Source organism: Pseudomonas mandelii, from assembly GCF_024138395.1.
Lineage (GTDB): Bacteria > Pseudomonadota > Gammaproteobacteria > Pseudomonadales > Pseudomonadaceae > Aquipseudomonas > Aquipseudomonas mandelii_E.
On record NZ_JAMYDU010000005.1, the window covers coordinates 137,998 to 153,755 of the forward strand.

The window sequence follows — 15,758 nt, forward strand, 5'->3', positions numbered from 1 at the left end:
TCCCCACATTGTGTAGGACCTTTCTGCGATCGGACCTGTAGCAGCTGGCGAAGCCTGCGTTCGGCTGCGCAGCAGTCGTAAACCCTGAATCCTGGATCATCCTGACACACCGAGCCGCTTGGCTTGGCGACTGCTTCGCAGCCGAACGCAGGCTTCGCCAGCTGCTACAGAGGGCGTGTTTACTCGGCGGGCAATGTCAGTCGCTGGCCGGCCATCAACAACGTCAACCGACTCAAACTCATCCACGGCGAGCCCGCCGCCTGACCTTTGATTTGCGCATCGATGCGCTGCGCTTCGAGCAGCAACTGTGCCCAGCGTTGCGCCGAGTAGCGTTGCAGCGCCTTGCTCATCAGCGGTTTGCGTTTGTCCCAGATCGGCGGTCGGGCCTGGCTGAAGGCTTTGTCCAGCGGCACGCCCTGGCTGTATTGCAGCGACAGGTTGGCCAGCAGACGCAGCTCCCGGGCCAGCGCCCAGAGAATCACCGGCGGTTCGACGCCTTCGCCGCGCAACCCTTCGAGCATGCGCAGGGCGTGAGCAGCCTCGCCATTGAGAATCGCATCGGTCAGGCCGAAGACATCGAAACGCGCGCTGTCGGCCACCGCCGCTTGTACCGTTTCGACGGTGATCTGGCCGCCCTCGGCCATCAGCTTGAGCTTTTCGATTTCCTGGGCGGCGGCCAGCAGGTTGCCCTCGACCCTGGCGGCGATCAGTTCGACGGCGTCCTGGCTGGCGGAAAGCCCGGCCTGGGACAGTCGTTGACGGATCCAGCTCGGCAATTGGTTGGTGTCCACTGGCCAGATCTGCACGAACTGGGTCTGCGGACCTTCGATCAGTGCCTTGCCCCACTTGGTTTTCTGCGCACTGCCGTCAAGCTTGGGCAGGCTGATCAGCAGCACCGTGTCTTCCGCCGGGCGCGAGCAGTACTCGATGAATGCCGCGGCGCCTTTGTCTCCGGGTTTGCCGGAGGGCAGACGCAGTTCCAGAAGACGCTTTTCGGCGAACAGCGACATGCTGGCGCCGGCCTGCAGCAGCGTACCCCAGTCGAAACTGGCGTCGGCGGCGAAGACCTGGCGTTCATCGAAACCTTGCTGGCGGGCAGCTGCGCGAATGGCGTCGGCGGCTTCCTGACATAGCAGTGGGTCATCGCCACTGATGACGTAGACCGGCGCGAGGGCGCCTTGCAGGTGTTTACCGAGTTGGGCGGGGGCGAGTTTCATAAGAAGAGGCGAACGGGGCGCCTGAGCGCCCCGTAAGGCTTATTGCTGCGGCAGTTCAATAGGCGACTGACGCGGAGTCTCCGCTTCAGCTTTTTGCGCTGCTTCCAGGGCGTCGGTCTCAGCCTTGGCCCTGGCGTCAGCGGTCTGTTGCAGCTGTTCCAACTGAGTCGGGGTCAGCTGTTGCAGGCGCAGCATCATGCGTTGAACCAGTTCACGACGCATTTCCTTGCGGGCATCGTTGGCTTCCTGGTCAGAACCCACCAGGTTGTTGCCGTCATGGATGAAGACTTTCTGCACTTCGAGCTTGTCGCTCAGCAGTGGCAGGTTGCCCTGACCCCGGATGTCGTAGTTCAACACCATGGTCATCTGGTACTCGCCAGTACGACCGGCGCCCGCGTAACTGAGGATGCGCTGGCTTTCCTGCTCATCGGTCAGCACCAGTTTGTGAGATGCGCCGTTGTAGACTTTGACGCCGCTGCTTTCCAGCACCTGACGCAATTGCGTCACGGTTTCGCCGTAGGCATTGCGGGCGCTCAGGTCGAGTTCCTTGATCGCCAGTTCGGTGGTGCCGGTGCCGCGCAGCTGGAAACCGCAGGCGCTCAGCAGGACTGCAAGGCCCATCACCAGCAAATTGCGTTTGATCATCTTGTTGCTCCCCTTGAAACCATGTGGGCCGGTCAAGCGGCCCGAAAGGTTTTACTCGGCGCCAGGCACGACCTGGCGCCCGATCCAATTTAGCTGGCGACGATATTGACCAGTTTCCCGGGCACTACGATCACTTTGCGAATAGTCAGGCCATCGACGAAGCGCAGGACGTTTTCGTTGGCCCGTGCGGCAGCTTCGACTTCTTCGCGGCTGGCGCTGGCCGGCATTTCGATGTGGCCACGCAGTTTGCCGTTCACTTGAATGACAAGCTGCAGGCTGTCCTGCACCAGGGCGTTTTCGTCCAGCACCGGCCAACCGGCATCGATGACCGGGTCCGCATGGCCCAGGCGATGCCACAGTTCGTGGCTGATATGCGGGGTGATCGGTGCCAGCAGCAGGACTACGGTTTCCAGGCCTTCGTGAATCAGTGCGCGATCCTGTTCGGTGCCTTGCGCGGCTTTTTCCAGCACGTTCATCAACGTCATCACTTGGGCGATGGCGGTGTTGAATTTGTGGTTCTGGCCGACGTCGTGGCTGGCCTGCTTGATGGCCTGGTGGATCGAACGGCGAATGGCTTTCTGCTCGTCGTTCAGGCTGGCGACGTCCAGTTTGCCCGGCAGGCCCTGGATGACGTGCGCTTGAGCCAGACGCCAGACGCGCTTGAGGAAGCGGTGCGAGCCTTCTACTCCGGAGTCGGACCATTCCGCGCTCATGTCAGGTGGCGAGGCGAACATCATGAACAGGCGGCAGGTGTCTGCGCCGAACTGGTCAATCATCGACTGTGGGTCAACGCCGTTGTTCTTGGACTTGGCCATCTTTTCGGTGCCACCGATTTCCACCGGCAGGCCGTCTGCGATCAGCTTGGCGATAATGACCTTGGCCTTGCTGTCGCGTTCGAGTTCGACGTCCGCCGGGTTGAACCACGTATAGGCACCGTTGGCTTCGCGGCGATAGTAGGTCTCGGCGATTACCATGCCTTGGGTCAGCAGGTTCTTGAACGGCTCGTTGGAGCTCACCAGGCCTTCGTCGCGCATCAGTTTGTGGAAGAAGCGCGCATAAAGCAGGTGAAGAATGGCGTGTTCGATGCCACCGATGTATTGATCCACTGGCAACCAATGGTCGGCAGCCGATTTTTCCACCAGGCCACCTTCATAGTGTGGCGAGGCGTAGCGAGCGTAGTACCACGAGGACTCGACGAAGGTGTCCATGGTGTCGGTTTCACGCTTGGCCGCAGCGCCGCATTTCGGGCAGGTGCACTCGTAGAACTCGGGCATGCGCGCCAGCGGCGAACCGGCGCCGTCCGGTACGACGTCTTCCGGCAACACCACAGGCAGTTGATCTTCCGGGACCGGCACATCACCGCAGGTGTCGCAGTGGATGATCGGGATCGGGCAGCCCCAGTAGCGCTGACGGCTGATGCCCCAGTCGCGCAGGCGGAACTGGGTGCGCGAGGCACCGAGGTTTTTCTTGATCAGCGCCACTTCCATGGCGTCGAAGGCGCCTGCAAAGTCGAGGCCGTCGAATTCGCCGGAGTTGATCAGCGTGCCGTGCTCGCCGTACGCATCCTGCCAAGGGGCCGGGTTGGTGTCACCGGAACTTGTGCGCACCACGGATTTGATCGGCAGGTTGTACTTGGTGGCGAACTCGAAATCCCGTTCATCGTGAGCCGGAACAGCCATGACCGCGCCATCGCCGTAATGCATCAGCACGTAGTTGGCGACCCACACCGGGAGTTTCTCACCGGTCAGCGGGTGCTCGACGAACAGTGAGGTCGGCAGGCCTTTTTTCTCTTGAGTGGCCACGTCGGCTTCAGCAACGCTGCCGCCCTTGCATTCAGCGATGAACGCTTGCAGCTCAGGGTTGTTCTGCGCGGCCAGGGCAGCCAAATGGTGTTCGGCAGCCACTGCAACGTAGGTTGCGCCCATCAGGGTGTCCGGACGGGTAGTGAATACTTTCAGCGCGCCGGTTTCGCCGATGGAATCGACGTTGTACGGGAACTGCACTTCCATGCCGCGGGACTTGCCGATCCAGTTGCGCTGCATGGTCTTGACCTGCTCAGGCCAGCCCGTCAGTTCGTCGAGGCTATCCAGCAGTTCATCCGCGTAGGCGGTGATCTTGAAGTAGTACATCGGGATTTCGCGCTTTTCGATCAGCGCGCCGGAACGCCAGCCGCGACCGTCGATCACTTGCTCGTTGGCCAGAACGGTCTGGTCGACCGGGTCCCAGTTCACGGTGCCGCTTTTCTTGTAAATCACGCCTTTTTCGAACAGGCGAGTGAACAGCCATTGTTCCCAGCGGTAGTAATCCGGTTTGCAGGTGGTCACTTCGCGCGACCAGTCCACCGCCAGGCCCAGGCTGCGCAGCTGGCTTTTCATGTAGGCGATGTTTTCGTAGGTCCACTTGGCGGGCGCTACGTTGTTCTTCATCGCGGCGTTTTCCGCCGGCATGCCGAAGGCGTCCCAACCCATGGGTTGCAGGACGTTCTTGCCTTGCATGCGCTGGTAGCGGGAGATCACGTCGCCGATGGTGTAGTTGCGCACGTGCCCCATGTGTAACTTGCCGCTGGGGTAAGGGAACATCGACAGGCAGTAGAACGTCTCCTTGCCTGGCTGTTCACTGACTTCAAAGGACTTTTGCTCGTCCCAGAACGACTGGGCGGCGGCTTCGATTTCACGGGGCTGGTATTGTTCGTGCATGGCTACTTTTGAACTGAATAGGGGTGGCCTAATCCTCTTCAATGCAACGCTGGACGGTGATAACGCCAAATCGACGTTTCGGTGCCCAGGCGAGCTGGAAGTGGAGTTACAGGAAGCGCCGTAGCATACATGACCGCACTCTACCGAGGGAAACCCTGATTACACGCAAGGACGTGGCCAATACCCGCTCCGAGGGCCGTTGGTCGCGGCACTCAGCCGGTTTTTTCAGCGAGGCTAAGCTCTAAAAGGGGAGTGAGTCTTATCTTCAATGAGGTGATGGATGGTTGAGTCACAGCAAAAAGTTACAAAACCGGAGCTGTACGAAAAACTGATAGACCGTCTTGCAATGGCCCTGGATACGGCCAAAACAGCCGGACGGCTGCGTGATGAGCGTCCCCTGGAGCTGGAACTGCGTGGTTTGAGCCCCGCAGAGTTTGAACTGGTCAAGGCCTATCTGGATCGTAGTGAACGTGAAACGCACGGATGCTTGTCAGCAGCAGTTAAGCAACTCGAAGCACCACGTTCGGCCAAGATCATCTGGCTCAAGGATAAGGCACCCGGCAAAGGCTCGGTAAAGGTCCGGTCTTTGCAATTCAAGTAAGGGCACTTGAAGCCATGGAATATGGTTTTTTGAAGCAAAGTCCTTCCACATTTGTTGTCGCCTTGCGACAACCCACCTAGGCTTCGGGCATCTATGGAGATGCCCGATGCCTTTTCGTTATTTCATTAAACAACTTCTACTGCCGCCCGGCATTTTATTACTGTTACTGGTGCTTGCCTGGTGGTGGCGCCGCTCAAGACCGAGGCTGGCGGGGTTGTGTTTCATCCTGGGCGTGGGCGGCTTCTGGTTGATGAGCCTGCCGGTAGTAGTGGAGTGGAGTGCCAAGGCGCTGGAACGATCGCCGCCGCTGGCGCGGGAGGAGTGGGCAACCTTGGGTCAGCGGGCCGACGCAATCGTGGTGCTGGGTTCGGGGCGTGAACGTGGCGACCCGGCGTGGGGCGTCGACCAGCCGACCGGTGTAGGTCTGGGGCGTGAGCGCTATGCGGCGCGCCTGGCCAAAGCGTCCGGTTTGCCGATTCTGACCAGCGGTGGTCTGCATTACGGCACACCGCCGACGGAAGCGAAGCTAATGGCGGACTCATTGCTCGATGATTTTGGCGTGACGGTGCGCTGGCAGGAAGGGCGCAGCCGCACGACCTGGGAAAACGCGCAACTCAGCGCCCAAGTGTTATTGCCAGAGGGGGTCAAGCGCGTTGTGGTGGTGACCCAGGCCTGGCACATGCCGCGAGCGGTCTGGAGTTTCCAGCAGGCCGGATTTGAGGTGGTGCCCGCGCCAGTGGGTTTTTTAGGCGTGGATAATGCCCGGCCGCTGGGCGGCTGGATGCCGGAGTTCAAATCGATCTGGCAGAGCGGGCAGTTGATGAATGAGGCGGTGGGGCAGGTCGGGTATTTGATGTTTTATCGTTGAAGATCAAAAGATCGCAGCCTTCGGCAGCTCCTACAGGGTGTACACATTCCCACGTAGGAGCGGCGCGATACTTAAACGGTTTTCGCCATCCTGTTAGCCACCAACGCCCAGCCAAACAACAACACGCAAATGATGAGCAACGGCCACGAACGCCATTCCAGGTACGGCGTCAGGTTGTGCATTGGCACCACTTCGCCATACAGAATGCCTTGTTCGAACTGCGGGATCTGCGCAGTTATCTGGCCAAACGGGTTGATCAGACCCGTCACACCGTTGTTGGTGGCGCGGATCATCCAGCGGCCGGCCTCTAGTGCGCGCATTTGTGCCATCTGCAAATGTTGCAGCGGGCCGATCGAGGTGCCGAACCAGGTGTCGTTGCTGATGGTCAGCAGCAAATCACTACGGGCAGCGAGGCTGGCGGCGAATTCCGGGTAGACCACCTCGTAGCAGATGAACGGTGCAATCTGATAACCCTTGGCTTGCAGCAGCGCTTGATCGGCCGGCCCACGGGCAAAATCAGACATCGGCAGGTCGAAGAAGGCGATCAGACCGCGCAAGACTTCCTGCAATGGAACGTATTCGCCGAACGGCACCAGTTTCTGCTTCAGGTAAGTGCCATCGCCTTCACCGACCACGGTAATGCCGTTGAAAAAGCGCTTCTCGTGATGGAGTTCCTGGCGAATCGGCACGCCGGTGATCAGCGCGGATTTACGCTCGGCGGCGAAGCTGCCCATCATGTTCAGGTAACCCTCGGCGGACTCCTTGAGCACCGGGACCGCGGTTTCCGGCCAGATCAGCAGGTCGACGCGTTTGGAGCTGAAGCTCATGTCGCGGTACAGCGCCAACTGTGCATTGAGCTGCGAGGGGTCCCACTTCATGCTTTGTTCGATGTTGCCCTGAATCGCCGCGACGCTCAGGGGGGCGCCCGCCGGGCTGGTCCAGGCATGTTCCTTGAGGGCCATGCCGGCCACCCATGGACCCGCCAGCAGCAACACGCCGACAGCGATGAAGCCTTTACGGCCAGTGCGCACCAGTCGCGCGGCGTTGTAGATCAGCGCAGCCGTCAGAGCCAGGGTAAAGGAAATCAGCCACATTCCGCCGACAGGCGCGAGCCCGGTCAGTGGGCCATCAAGCTGGCTATAACCGGAATAGAGCCATGGGAAACCGGTCAGGAACCAGCCACGAAAGGCTTCCTGACCCACCCACAACGCCGCAAATGCCAAGGCATCGGCCAGCGGCGCTTCGTTACGGCGCAGCCAGCGCGCCCAAATCCAGGCGGGCAGCGCGAAGAACCAGGCAATCGCCGCAGTGAAGAGCAGCATCAAAAACCCGGCCAGCAACACCGAAGCGCCGCCAAAGTTGTGAATGCTGTAGTAGATCCAGCTGGTGCCCGCGGCAAACAGGCCGAAGCCGAAACACCAGCCACGGCCCAAGGCTTGGCGGGGGCTCAGCTCACGCAAGCCAGCGTAAAAGAAACCGACCGCCAGCAATGCCAGCGGCCAGATATCGAACGGCGCCAGAGCCAGAGTGGTGAGTGCGCCAGCCGCCACGGCCAGCAGATTACCGGGCCAGCCGGGATGGGTCAGACGACGCATTTCAATCCTTAGAATTACCGGGCAATGGGCGACAGACGCAGCAAATGAATACGACGGCTATCGGCATTGAGAATGCGGAAGCGATAGGCGCCGATTTCAGTGATTTCGTTGCGTTTTGGCAAGTGCCCGAACGCGCTCATCACCAAGCCGCCGACGGTGTCGAATTCGTCGTCGGAGAATTCGCTGTCGAAGAACTCGTTGAAGTTATCGATCGGCGTCAGGGCCTTGATCAGAAAGTCACCGCTGGGCAGCGGCTTGATGTAGCTGTCTTCTTCGACGTCGTGCTCGTCTTCGATGTCGCCGACGATCTGTTCCAGCACGTCCTCGATGGTCACCAGACCGGCCACGCCGCCGTATTCGTCAATGACGATGGCCATGTGGTTATGGTTGGCGCGAAATTCGCGCAGCAGCACATTCAGGCGCTTGGACTCGGGCACGAAGGTGGCCGGGCGCAGCAGATCCTTGATGTTGAAGCTGTCGCCGTTCTCCTTGAGGATCAACGGCAGCAAGTCCTTGGCCAGCAACACCCCCATCACGTCATCGTGGCTTTCGCCGATCACCGGGTAGCGGGAGTGGGCCGAGTCGACCACGGCCGGCAGGAACTCGCGGGGTGTCTGGGTCGCCTTGATGCTGATCATCTGCGAGCGCGGGACCATGATGTCCCGTACTTGCAGGTCTGCAACCTGGATGGCGCCTTCGACGATGGCCAGCGCTTCGCTGTCCAGCAACTTGTTTTGATGTGCGTCGCGCAGTAGCTCCAGCAGCTCCTGGCGGTTCTTCGGCTCGTGGGCAAAAGCCTGGGTGAGCTTACCCAGCCATGACTTCTGCCCGTTGCTCGATCGATCTTCGCTCATAGCGATTACTCTGAATCCTTTGTTGTTACGATTGGGGATGTGTCTGTTTCGTCGTCCGCATAAGGGTCTGGATGACCCAACTCTGCAAGCAACGTTCGTTCCAGTGCTTCCATTTCTTCGGCTTCATCGTCATCTATATGGTCGTAACCAAGCAGATGCAAGCAGCCGTGAATGACCAGATGCGCCCAGTGGGCCTTTAATTCCTTGCCTTGTTCCGCCGCTTCGCGCTCGACCACCGCTACGCAGATCACCAGATCGCCGAGCAGGGGAATATCGAGAAACTCATCGGGGACATCGGCCGGGAACGACAAAACGTTGGTGGCGTAGTCTTTCTGCCGCCAGGTGAAGTTCAGTTCGCGGGCTTCCTCTTCGTCGACCAGGCGGATGGTCATTTCGGAGTCGGCAGTACGCTGGCGCAGGGCCAGTTCGCACCATTGACGGAATTCGGCTTCGCTTGGGGCAGACGCTTCGGTAGCCAGTTGCAGATCGAGCTCAAGCATCCGGGCGAGTGTCCTTGGAAGAAAATTTCGCCGGTTCGTCGGCTGTGCGATTTTCGAAGCGTTCATAGGCTTCGACGATGCGCTGCACCAGCGGATGGCGCACCACGTCCTTGGGCATGAAATGGGTGAAACTGATACCCGGCACGTCTTTCAGGACTTCGATCACATGATGCAGCCCGGACTTGGTGCCTTTCGGCAGGTCGACCTGGGTGATGTCACCAGTGATAACCGCGGTGGAGCCAAAGCCGATACGGGTCAGGAACATCTTCATCTGCTCGACGGTGGTGTTCTGGCTTTCGTCGAGAATAATGAAGCTGTTGTTCAGCGTACGACCGCGCATGTAGGCCAGTGGCGCGACTTCGATCACTTGACGCTCGATCAGCTTGGCGACGTATTCGAAGCCGAGCATTTCGTAGAGCGCGTCATAGAGCGGGCGCAGGTACGGGTCAATTTTCTGGGACAGATCGCCGGGCAGGAAGCCGAGCTTTTCGCCCGCTTCAACCGCCGGACGGACCAGCAGAATGCGGCGGATCTGCTCGCGTTCCAGTGCGTCTACCGCGCAGGCAACGGCCAGATAGGTCTTGCCGGTACCGGCCGGGCCGATGCCGAAATTGATGTCGTTACCGAGGATTTCCTTCACATAGCGCAACTGATTCCTGCCGCGAGGGCGAATCGTGCCTTTCTTGGTGCGCAAGGCGACGGACGGTTCGGCGGGGGAGTGGTCGTCCAGTTCCTCGACGGCCGATTCCTGCAGAAACAGGTGAACTATGTCCGGCGACAGCTCGGTACCTTTGGTTTCCCGGTACAAGCGGCGCAGAAGGTTTTCCGCGGAGGTGGTGTGCTTGGGCTCGCCGATCAGTTCGAACTGGTTTCCGCGGTTACGGATCTCGATAGAGAGGCGCTGTTCGATCAAGCGCAGATGCTCGTCGAATTGCCCGCACAGATTGGCGAAGCGGCGAGCTTCAAAAGGCTCGAGGATGAAACGATGTGGTTCTATGGGTGCGTTCAAGGTCGTATTTAGCCGCCCAAGGGCAATTATGATGAATCAAGGATAGCGCCAGTCGCCTGGGTGCGAAAGCTCTTAAATATCGCAAAGTCAGTCACCGTCCCTGTGGGAGCCGGGCTTGCCCGCGATGAACGATAACGCGGTTTGTCCGACGGACCGCGGTGTAGCCATCGCGGGCAAGCCCGGCTCCCACAGGTGACGAGGTGTTACTGGATCAGCGAGCCCCGCAGGGAGTGCGGTTGCGCGGCATCGATGTGCACGTCGGCGAACTGGCCGATCAGGGTCGGATTGTCGCAGCGGAAGTTGACGATACGATTATTCTCGGTCCGGCCTTGCAGTTCACCGGGGTCTTTTTTTGAATAATCGGTTACCAGAATCCGCTGAATGGAGCCCACCATTTGTCGGCTGATCTCGAAACCTTGCTGGTTGAGACGATGTTGCAGGGCATTCAGGCGTTCTTTTTTCAGTGCTTCCGGCGTTTCGTCGGCCAGATCCGCGGCCGGCGTGCCTGGGCGCTGGCTATAGACGAACGAGTAGGAGAAGTCGAAACCGACGTCTTCGATCAGCTTCATGGTCTGTTCGAAGTCTTTCTCGGTCTCACCCGGGAAACCGACGATAAAGTCCGAGCTGATGCAGATCCCCGGCACGGCGGCCCGCAACTTGCGCAGTTTGGATTTGTACTCCAGCGCGGTGTGATTGCGTTTCATCGCCGCGAGGATCCGGTCGGAACCCGATTGCACCGGCAAGTGCAGGTGTTTCACCAGTTCCGGCACGTCAGCGTGGGCCTGGATCAGGCTGTCGGAGAATTCCAGCGGGTGCGAAGTGGTGTAGCGAATCCGGTCGATGCCATCGACAGCCGCCACTACGCGGATCAGTTCCGCCAGATCGGCCAGGCGACCATCGTGAGTGGTGCCTCGGTAACCGTTGACGTTCTGCCCCAGCAAGGTCACTTCGCGCACGCCGTTTTCGGCCAGGTGAATGATCTCGGCAATCACGTCATCGAACGGCCGGCTGACTTCTTCACCGCGCGTATAAGGCACCACGCAGAAGGTGCAGTACTTGCTGCAGCCTTCCATCACCGACACATAAGCGCTCGGCCCGTCGATGCGTGGCTCGGGTAAATGGTCGAATTTTTCGATTTCCGGGAACGAGACGTCGACTTGCGGCAGTTTGGTCAGGCGCGCGGCGTCGATCATTTCCGGCAGGCGGTGCAGGGTCTGCGGGCCGAATACCACGTCCACGTACGGAGCGCGATCACGGATGGCCGCGCCTTCTTGGCTGGCCACGCAACCACCGACGGCGATGACCATGTCCGGGTTCGCCAGTTTCAGTTCGCGCCAGCGGCCCAGTTGGGAATACACCCGGTCCTGGGCGCGTTCGCGGATCGAGCAGGTATTGAGCAGGATCACGTCGGCGTCTTCAGCGCGAGCGGTGACTTCCAGGGCCTGATGTTCGCCCAGCAGATCGACCATGCGCGAGCTGTCGTACTCGTTCATCTGGCAACCGTGGGTTTCGATGTAAAGCTTCTTGGCCATGGACAGAGTCATCACGTGATTCAAAGAACCGCGCATTATAGGGAACATGCTCCAAGGTTCCTACCGTTGCGCGTCCGGCGGCTATGCTATAGTTCGCGCCCTCATTTTTATCCCCGATGTGTTACCCGCCCACCATGACCAAACGTGAAGCTCCAATCTACAAGGTGATTTTCCTCAACCAGGGCCAGGTATACGAAATGTATGCCAAGCAGATCTATCAAAGTGATCTGTGGGGCTTCCTGGAAGTGGAAGAGTTCGTCTTTGGCGAGCGCACGCAAGTGGTCGTCGATCCGAGCGAAGAGAAGCTCAAGGCTCAGTTCGAAGGCGTTGTGCGCAGTTTTGTGCCAATGCATTCGATCGTGCGCATCGACGAGGTCGAGCGCCTCGGCACGCCGAAAATCAGCGAAGCCCGCGGCGCGGTCGGCAATGTCATGCCGTTTCCGATGCCGATGCCTGAGAAGTAGTCTTCGAGACCGGGTCGCTCCCTTCGCGGGCAAGCCTCGCTCCTACAGGCCAGCGCTGCCCTTGTAGGAGCGAGGCTTGCTCGCGAAGAGGCCAGAAAGGCCCACGCAAATTCAGGGCAGTGGCGAAAACGGCGTACGCCCATCGGCGCTCTGCAATTCCATCAGGTATTTACGGAAAATTTGCCCCAGCACCTGAGTAGCGACTTCCAGATCTTCGCGGGGCATTTTTTCGGCGACTTCGTCGGCGGTGTCCAGCGCCTCTTCGGCACCGTTGACCGCGGCCATTTTCAGCACGATATACGCCTGAACGTTATTGGCCGGCACGCCTTCGCCATGGAAGAACATGGTGCCAAGTTTGAATTGCGCCTGGGCGTGGCCTTGCAGCGAGGCTTTTTCGAAGTAGCTCAGGGCTTGATTGAGGTCGCGCGGCGCGTTTTTGCCGTCGTAGTAGAACTCACCCAACTCGTATTGCGCTTGCGCGTCCCCTTCATCAGACGCTTTCTGACAGGCGGCGAGCGCTTGCGTCAGGTCTTGCGGCTGAGTATTGAGGGTGCAGCGACCCATCGCCGGGATCAACAACGAGTTGCCGCCTGCTTGTGCGAGCGCGAGCAGGGGCTGAAGGAGCAACAGGCAGCCCAATGCAAGGGTGCGGCCGGTGCGGTTCATGGGAATCGACTTACCTCTGAGGGGCGCGTGGACCCATCGAGGGATCCAATAAGCGCGCATTATGAAATAAGCAGGGCCAACCTTACAAAGTCTTTACTCGTTTTTCTGCTGCGCGGGGAATATATCGCCCACTTTGCGGGGGATTATTGGCAGATGAGTAAGAAAAAGGAGGGGAATGTAGGTGAAAGCTGACGCTGGCAATGGCCAACGTCAGCGTTGCAGCTTTATTTCAATGCGGCGAAGGCACGCTCGGCAGCGTCCAGCGTCAGTTTCAACTCGGTTTCACCGTGGGCAATCGAGGTGAAACCGGCTTCGAAGGCGCTTGGCGCCAGATACACGCCGCCTTCCAGCATCAGATGGAAGAAGCGCCCGAACAGGCCGGCATCGCTGGCCATCACATCTTCAAAGGTCACGATGTCGTCGGCACCGCTGAAGTACAGGCCGAACATGCCACCGGCCTGAGTGGTCACGAACGGAATGCCGGCGGCGTCGGCGCGCTGCTGCAGGCCATCGAGCAGGCGGCTGGTGTAGTCGCTCAGCTCGGCGTGGAAACCAGGACGACTGATCAGGCGCAGAGTGGTCAGGCCAGCCGCCATCGCCAGCGGGTTACCCGACAACGTGCCAGCCTGGTAGACCGGCCCCAGTGGCGCGATCTGCTCCATGATCTTGCGTTTGCCACCGAAGCAGCCAACCGGCATGCCGCCACCGATGATCTTGCCGAAGGTGCTCAGGTCCGGGGTGACGCCGTAATGAGCTTGGGCACCGCCGAGGGCGACGCGGAAACCGGTCATCACTTCGTCGAAAATCAGCACCACGCCGTGTTTGTCGCACAGGGTCCGCAGGCCTTCGAGGAAACCCGGTGCCGGCGGTACGCAGTTCATGTTGCCGGCCACTGGCTCGACGATGATGCAGGCTACTTCCTGGCCGACTTCGGCGAGCATGGTTTCTACCGCGTCGATGTCGTTGAACGGCAGGGTCAGGGTGTGTTTGGCGAACGCCGCCGGTACACCGGCCGAACTCGGCACGCCTTGGGTCAGGGCGCCGGAACCGGCCTTGACCAGCAGGCTGTCGGAGTGGCCGTGGTAGCAGCCTTCGAATTTGATGATGCTGTCACGGCCGGTAAAGCCACGGGCCAGACGGATGGCGCTCATGGTCGCTTCGGTGCCGGAGCTGACCATGCGCACCATTTCCATCGACGGCACGATCGAGCAAACCAGGTCGGCCATCTCGGTTTCCATCGCGGTCGGGGCGCCGTAGGACAGGCCGTGTTCCAGCTGTTTACGCACCGCATCCAGCACGTCCGGATGGCTGTGGCCGAGAATCATCGGCCCCCAGGAACCGACGTAATCCACATAACGCTTGTCGTCTTCGTCAGTGACGTAGGCGCCTTCGGCGTGTTTGAAAAACAGCGGCGTGCCGCCAACGCTCTTGAACGCACGAACAGGCGAGTTCACGCCTCCGGGGATGTGTTTCTGGGCATTGGCAAACAGGGTTTCGGAACGAGACATGATCGGGCTCTCAGAAAATCAGGATTTGAATAATTCATTAAAGGCGCGGGCGCGGCGCGTCACTTCAGCCGTGCTCTCGGCGCCAAACAGACCATGCACCACCGCCAGCAGATCGACCCCGTGGGCCACCAGTGGCGCAGCGTTGTCCAGAGTGATGCCGCCGATTGCGCAGATCGGCAGATGCAATTTGCTGCGGGCCTGATCAAGCAGTTCAAGGCTGCAGGCCGGTGCGCCGGGCTTGGTGTTGGAGTTGAAGAAGCGGCCGAAGGCGACGTAGCTGGCGCCTTCTTTGGCGGCTTGTTCGGCGAATTCGAGTTGCGCATGGCAGGTCGAGCCGATGATTGCCTGGCGACCGAGCAGTGCGCGAACCGGCATCAGCGGGCCATCGGTCTGGCCCAGGTGCACGCCGACATTCAGGCGCGCGGCCAGTTCGGCGTCATCGTTGATGATCAGATGGGTCTTGTAGCGTTCGCACAGGTCGCGCAGGGCTTCGGCCTCGCGCAGGCGGCGGGCCTCGTCACTGCTCTTGTCGCGGTATTGCAGCAGGGTGACGCCGCCTTCGAGCGCCGCCTCCACGTACGAAAGAAATTTACCGGCCAGTAACTGGCTGTCGGTAATGGCGTACAGGCCACGTAGTTTCATCGGACAAGCCTCTGCGCTTTACGCATAGAAAATTACGAACAGAAGTCCAGTGGCAAGCGGCGCGGCACGAACTGGCCTTTGCCCAGCTGCTCCGCATCACGCAAGGTGCGCCAAGTGTAGTCAAGCGCGCTCTTTACGGCACTGGCGAGGTGTTCGCCCTGGGCCAGGCGACCGGCGAGGGCGCTGGCCAGCGTGCAACCGGAACCGTGATAACTGCCGGGCAGGCGCTGGCAGGTAAAGGTTTCGCGGCGACCGTCGCGGCTGTACAGGCGATTGTGTATTTCGTGTTCGTCGCCATGGCCGCCGGTGATCAGCAGGTGTTTGACGAACGGCAGGAGTTTTTCAGCGCACTCGTCCGCGGTGCCTTCGGGCAGTTCGGCGAGGATCCGGGCTTCGGGAAGGTTGGGGGTGGCAATGATCGACAGCGGCAGCAGTCGTTCGCGCATGGCGTAGCCGACTTCGTCCTTGCCCAGTCGTCCGCCGCCGCCAGCGCGCAGCACCGGATCGCAGACCACCGGCAAATGCGGGTGTGCTGAAAGCAATTCGACCACGGTGTCGACCATTTCCAGGGAACCGAGCATGCCCAGTTTGACGGCGGCGACTTCGGAGTCGTTGAGCACGGCGTTGGCCTGGGCCAACACCCACTCACGGTCGAGAACGCGGAAGTCAGTGACGTTGACGGTGTCTTGCACGGTCAGGGCGGTGATGGCCGGAGCCGCATGACAACCTTGGGCGAGCAGGGCTTCGATATCTGCCTGCAAGCCGGCGCCACCACTTGGGTCGTGGCCGGAGAGACAGAGGACAACGGGGCGAGAGCTGTAGATATTCATGGTGCGCGAGCTTACCACCAAACATGTTTTATCGGTGCGCGCGCGCATCGGAGCCGATTGTGCAACGAGCAAAAGATCGCAGCCTGCGGCAGCTCCTATATGGACCGCGGATCGATGCAAATCCGTAGGAG

The 15,758-nt window shown here is 60.1% G+C and carries 15 protein-coding genes; 3 read left to right on the top strand and 12 right to left on the bottom strand.

What is annotated here, in order from left to right; genetic code table 11:
- Positions 1–179: 179 nt before the first annotated feature.
- The 3 genes from holA to leuS form a co-directional block, all read right to left on the bottom strand.
- The gene (holA, locus tag NHU87_RS11140; protein WP_253548246.1) at positions 180–1,217 is read right to left on the bottom strand and encodes a DNA polymerase III subunit delta; all 1,038 of its coding nucleotides are present in this window, start codon (positions 1,215–1,217) and stop codon (positions 180–182) included.
- A gap of 39 nt (positions 1,218–1,256) precedes the next feature.
- A complete protein-coding gene (lptE, locus tag NHU87_RS11145) occupies positions 1,257–1,862 on the bottom strand; it encodes an LPS-assembly lipoprotein LptE (protein ID WP_253548248.1) in 606 nt (201 codons plus the stop codon).
- Between the two features lie 89 nt (positions 1,863–1,951).
- Positions 1,952–4,558 (bottom strand): leucine--tRNA ligase, encoded by a 2,607-nt coding sequence (gene leuS, locus NHU87_RS11150; RefSeq protein WP_253548250.1) that lies wholly within the window; start codon positions 4,556–4,558, stop codon positions 1,952–1,954.
- A 280-nt stretch (positions 4,559–4,838) separates the two neighbouring features.
- Here leuS and NHU87_RS11155 point away from each other — a divergent pair, with 280 nt between their 5' ends.
- Together NHU87_RS11155 and NHU87_RS11160 are read left to right on the top strand one after the other, a co-directional pair.
- Positions 4,839–5,159, top strand: a complete 321-nt coding sequence (locus tag NHU87_RS11155) for a hypothetical protein (RefSeq protein ID WP_253548252.1) — start codon at positions 4,839–4,841, stop codon at positions 5,157–5,159.
- Between the two features lie 106 nt (positions 5,160–5,265).
- Entirely contained in the window at positions 5,266–6,027 is a 762-nt protein-coding gene (locus NHU87_RS11160; RefSeq protein WP_253548254.1) for a YdcF family protein, read from the top strand.
- A 71-nt stretch (positions 6,028–6,098) separates the two neighbouring features.
- Here the strand turns inward: NHU87_RS11160 and lnt are convergent, their stop codons facing one another.
- The 5 genes from lnt to miaB all read right to left on the bottom strand — a co-directional run bounded on the left by lnt (position 6,099) and on the right by miaB (position 11,517).
- Positions 6,099–7,622 carry an apolipoprotein N-acyltransferase gene (gene lnt, locus NHU87_RS11165; protein WP_253548256.1) on the bottom strand — a complete coding sequence of 508 codons (1,524 nt, stop codon included), beginning with the start codon at positions 7,620–7,622 and terminating at the stop codon, positions 6,099–6,101.
- A gap of 14 nt (positions 7,623–7,636) precedes the next feature.
- A complete protein-coding gene (locus tag NHU87_RS11170) occupies positions 7,637–8,476 on the bottom strand; it encodes an HlyC/CorC family transporter (protein WP_030129528.1) in 840 nt (279 codons plus the stop codon).
- A 5-nt stretch (positions 8,477–8,481) separates the two neighbouring features.
- Positions 8,482–8,976, bottom strand: a complete 495-nt coding sequence (ybeY, locus tag NHU87_RS11175) for an rRNA maturation RNase YbeY (protein WP_052967417.1) — start codon at positions 8,974–8,976, stop codon at positions 8,482–8,484.
- Positions 8,969–9,985 carry a PhoH family protein gene (locus NHU87_RS11180; protein WP_253548258.1) on the bottom strand — a complete coding sequence of 339 codons (1,017 nt, stop codon included), beginning with the start codon at positions 9,983–9,985 and terminating at the stop codon, positions 8,969–8,971. Before NHU87_RS11180 ends, ybeY begins: the two co-directional genes overlap by 8 nt.
- Positions 9,986–10,188: 203 nt before the next feature.
- Complete coding sequence (gene miaB / locus NHU87_RS11185) at positions 10,189–11,517, bottom strand: tRNA (N6-isopentenyl adenosine(37)-C2)-methylthiotransferase MiaB (RefSeq protein ID WP_030129525.1); 1,329 nt, start codon at positions 11,515–11,517, stop codon at positions 10,189–10,191.
- Positions 11,518–11,651: 134 nt separating this feature from the next.
- Here miaB and NHU87_RS11190 point away from each other — a divergent pair, with 134 nt between their 5' ends.
- Complete coding sequence (locus tag NHU87_RS11190; RefSeq protein WP_007894425.1) at positions 11,652–11,981, top strand: DUF1820 family protein; 330 nt, start codon at positions 11,652–11,654, stop codon at positions 11,979–11,981.
- 111 nt (positions 11,982–12,092) lie between these two features.
- On the opposite strand, the gene NHU87_RS11195 is transcribed toward NHU87_RS11190, so the two are convergent.
- From NHU87_RS11195 to NHU87_RS11210, 4 genes are all read right to left on the bottom strand, one after another.
- Entirely contained in the window at positions 12,093–12,647 is a 555-nt protein-coding gene (locus NHU87_RS11195) for a tetratricopeptide repeat protein (RefSeq protein ID WP_008070087.1), read from the bottom strand.
- 224 nt (positions 12,648–12,871) lie between these two features.
- Entirely contained in the window at positions 12,872–14,155 is a 1,284-nt protein-coding gene (hemL, locus tag NHU87_RS11200; RefSeq protein WP_253548260.1) for a glutamate-1-semialdehyde 2,1-aminomutase, read from the bottom strand.
- 18 nt (positions 14,156–14,173) lie between these two features.
- Complete coding sequence (thiE, locus tag NHU87_RS11205) at positions 14,174–14,797, bottom strand: thiamine phosphate synthase (RefSeq protein WP_253548262.1); 624 nt, start codon at positions 14,795–14,797, stop codon at positions 14,174–14,176.
- Between the two features lie 32 nt (positions 14,798–14,829).
- Positions 14,830–15,627 (bottom strand): hydroxymethylpyrimidine/phosphomethylpyrimidine kinase, encoded by a 798-nt coding sequence (locus tag NHU87_RS11210; protein ID WP_253548264.1) that lies wholly within the window; start codon positions 15,625–15,627, stop codon positions 14,830–14,832.
- Between the last annotated feature and the right edge of the window lie 131 nt (positions 15,628–15,758).